At 44.7% G+C, this 3,527-nt stretch carries 3 protein-coding genes; 1 reads left to right on the forward strand and 2 read right to left on the reverse strand.

Annotated features, from left to right (window positions below):
• Positions 1-44: 44 nt before the first annotated feature.
• Positions 45-1,055, reverse strand: a complete 1,011-nt coding sequence (gene hemH / locus HMPREF9370_RS05320; RefSeq protein ID WP_009116344.1) for a ferrochelatase — start codon at positions 1,053-1,055, stop codon at positions 45-47.
• Positions 1,056-1,140: 85 nt separating this feature from the next.
• Positions 1,141-2,505 (reverse strand): signal recognition particle protein, encoded by a 1,365-nt coding sequence (ffh, locus tag HMPREF9370_RS05325; protein WP_009116345.1) that lies wholly within the window; start codon positions 2,503-2,505, stop codon positions 1,141-1,143.
• Between the two features lie 128 nt (positions 2,506-2,633).
• Between ffh and HMPREF9370_RS05330 the strand changes: the two genes are divergently transcribed.
• Positions 2,634-3,446 (forward strand): cytochrome C assembly family protein, encoded by an 813-nt coding sequence (locus HMPREF9370_RS05330; protein ID WP_040666951.1) that lies wholly within the window; start codon positions 2,634-2,636, stop codon positions 3,444-3,446.
• Positions 3,447-3,527 lie beyond the last annotated feature (81 nt).

The following is a 3,527-nucleotide window of genomic DNA, read 5'->3' on the forward strand; positions in this document are numbered from 1 at the left end:
GCCTGTCTGAAATTTTCAGGCAGGCATTGTTTATTGGTTCGGATTTATATCCAGCCTTGCAGATGTTGTTTGGCCAACTTGCCGAGAGCATCAATCCAAGCCGGATTGGCATTTAGACAAGGGATGTAGTTGAATTGCGTGCCGCCGGCGGCGTGAAAAGCCTCGCGCCCTGCGATGGCAATTTCTTCCATGGTTTCCAGACAGTCCGATATAAAGCCGGGGCAGAATACATCAAGTTTGGCCACACCTTGTTTAGGTAGGCTTTCTAATAAATCCTGCGTGCTCGGGCCTATCCATTTGGCTTTCCCAAACTGGCTTTGGAAGGCCATGATGTAGTCCTGCTCGTTTAATTGAAGCTTTTGGGCCAGCAGGCGAACAGTTTCGCCGCATTCAAATAAATAAGGGTCCCCTTTGTCACAATTGGCTTGGGGCACGCCATGGAAGCTGAACATGATTTTGTCACCACGCCCGTTTTGCGCCCAGTAGGCTTGGATTTGCTGTGATAAGGCATGGATATAGTGTTCGTCATCATAAAAACGGCTAACCGTACGCAGGCTCATCATGTTACGTTGGTAAAACAGAGTGGATAAAACTTTATCCAATGCAGCACCTGCGCTGGAGGCAGCGTATTGGGGGTAAAGAGGTATCACGAGAAGCTGGGATACTCCTTGTGCTTTTAATTCGTCGATTGTGTCGGATACGGAAGGTTTACCATAAGTCATAGCATGGCGAACGATCACTTCAGGAAGCTGCTCTGCTAATCCGGCAGCTTGTTGCTCCGTATAAATGGCTAGTGGTGAACCTTCGGGAAACCAGACTTTTTCGTAGCCATGCGCACTTTTTTTAGGGCGTAAGGTCAATACTGCGGCGTGCAGAATAGGTTGCCACAATACTTTGGGTAGCTCCACCACGCGTTCATCAGATAAAAACTCACGCAGATAGGGGCGAACGGCTTCGGCCGTAGGCGCTTCAGGTGTGCCGAGGTTGAGTAGTAAAACCGCAGTGCGGTTTTGTTCGGAAAATGCAACTGCTGGTTCTGTGCGGAAGCGGGGCATATAGAATCCTATTAATTAGGTCGGTTTGATGGGAAATATGAAGATGCCTGTCTGAAAACTTTACTTTCAGACAGGCATCCGAAAGTCAGAAGCCAGGGAATTTGCCTTTCATACCTTTGGCCAGATTCATCAGTTTAGACATGCCTTTGCCACTAAACATTTTCATCATTTTTTGCGACTGCTCAAATTGATTGAGCATTTTGTTCACTTCCTGCACAGTCGTGCCTGAGCCTGCTGCGATGCGGCGCTTGCGGCTGGCTTTGATTAAGGCTGGGTTAGCGCGCTCTTTTGGTGTCATCGAGTTGATAATGGCTTCAACATGCCCCATGGCTTTTTCAGCAGTCCCTTCGGGGATTTGTTTGGAAATCTGACCTAATTCCCCGGGCATCTTTGACATAATGTTTTCCAAGCCGCCCATTTTACGCATTTGTTGGATTTGGGCTTTAAAATCATTCAAATCAAAGCCCCTGCCTTTGCGCAGCTTGGCAGCCATTTCAGCAGCAATTTCTTCATCAATACCTTTTTGAACATCTTCCACCAAGGTCAAAACGTCGCCCATGCCTAAAATACGGCTGGCGATGCGGTCGGGGTGAAAAGCCTCCAAACCGTCGATTTTCTCACCGACACCGATGAATTTAATCGGTTTGCCGGTTATTTGGCGTACTGATAAGGCCGCACCACCACGTGAATCGCCATCCATTTTAGTTAGGATAACGCCGGTCAGCGGCAGCGCTTCATTAAAGGCTTGCGCCGTATTAACCGCATCTTGACCCAGCATGGCATCAACAACAAATAAGGTTTCGATAGGCTTAACCGCAGCATGGAGTGCTTTGATTTCGTCCATCATCTCTTCATCAATAGCCAAGCGGCCTGCGGTATCGACCATTAAAACATCATAGAAGTTGCGTTTGGCATGTTCAAGTGCCTTCTGGGCAATTTCAACCGGCTTTTGGCTTGTATCTGAGGGGAAAAAATCCACGCCTACCTGTTCTGCCAAAAGCTTGAGCTGTTCAATGGCAGCAGGGCGGTACACGTCGGCAGAAACTACTAAAATTTTCTTTTTCTTGTCTTGCTGTTTCAACAGGCGGGAGAGTTTACCTACCGTGGTGGTTTTACCCGCGCCTTGCAAGCCTGCCATCAATACCACCGCGGGAGGAGTAGCTGCGAGATTTAAAGCGCTGTTTTCTTTACCCATCAACTCTATCAGCGCTTGATTGACAATGCTGATAAAAGCTTGTTCTGCCGTTAGGTTTTCACTGATTTCCTTGCCGATAGCTTTGTCTTTGATATTTGCAACAAAATCTTTTACAACTGGCAACGCAACATCGGCTTCCAGCATCGCCAAACGCACTTCGCGCAGAGCCGGTTTGATATTTTCTTCATCCAAATGTGCTTGGCCGCGAATATTTCGGAATACCGAATAGAAGCGGTTGGTTAAATTATCTAACATTCTAAATCCTTGATAACGACAAACATACAGGCTGTGTAAACACAACACAGTATGCGGATATTTGGTAAAATCGTCGTATTTTACACCACATACGCTATTCTGAATATGCGTAACTAGGGATGTTTGCTATGCCGGTTTTAATGATTTTACTTATGGTGATTTATACCGCATTAGCTGTTTTTGTTTGGCGGTATTACAAAAATGGCAACGGTGACACTTATCCTTTAAAAATAGAATTAAGCATTCTGGCACCTGCGACACTTGTGCATGGGGCGATAGTGCTGTTGCCGATATTAGTTGATAGGGTTTTGGTTATGGGTTTTGGCTATGCTTTAAGCCTGATTGTCTGGTTGATGCTGGTTATGTATTTTGCAGGCAGTTTTTTTTACAATTTAAGAGGGCTTCAGCTGCTTCTTTACCCAATTGCAACTATTTCTTTATTGTTTGCAGCCGTGTTTCCTGGCAAATATACAGGGTATTCTATTGAAAATATTCCTTTTATGGCGCATATAGGTGCATCGTTAATAGCATATAGTATGTTTGCTATCATCACGTTGTTAGCAGTTCTGATTTTGTGGTTAAGTCGGGATTTACATCAACGTAAATTCTCGTCGTTAGTGTCATTCTTGCCACCTTTGCTTAGTTTGGAAAAGTTAATGTTCCAAGGTATGTGGGTGGGGTTTATTTTGTTGAGCATTTCGGTGGTCAGTGGCACATTTTTTGCAGAAGAAGTATTTGGTCGCCCATTTGAATTTACTCATAAGTCAATATTCGGCATTTTTTCTTGGTTTATTTACGGTACTTTGCTTTTAAAAAGAAGTATGATGGCATGGAGGGGGAAAAATGCGGCTATTTGGACAGTGTTGGGATTTATTAGCCTGATGCTGGCATATGTGGGGAGTAAATTTGTTTTAGAGGTTATATTAATAAACAGGCTGTAAACTAAATTCTCATATAAAACATTTGTTTAGTGTTTGTTGGGTATATTTGAGTTGTTTCGGGTGTTGACGCTGGTTGGGTTG

Origin of the sequence: Neisseria wadsworthii 9715 (assembly GCF_000227765.1) — a bacterium.
In the GTDB taxonomy this organism is placed as follows: domain Bacteria; phylum Pseudomonadota; class Gammaproteobacteria; order Burkholderiales; family Neisseriaceae; genus Neisseria; species Neisseria wadsworthii.

Coding starts and splice junctions, on each gene's coding strand:
- hemH (WP_009116344.1), bottom strand. CDS start 1,055: ATGCCCCGCTTCCGCACAGAACCAGCAGTTGCATTTTCCGAACAAAAC.
- ffh (WP_009116345.1), bottom strand. CDS start 2,505: ATGTTAGATAATTTAACCAACCGCTTCTATTCGGTATTCCGAAATATT.
- HMPREF9370_RS05330 (WP_040666951.1), top strand. CDS start 2,634: ATGCCGGTTTTAATGATTTTACTTATGGTGATTTATACCGCATTAGCT.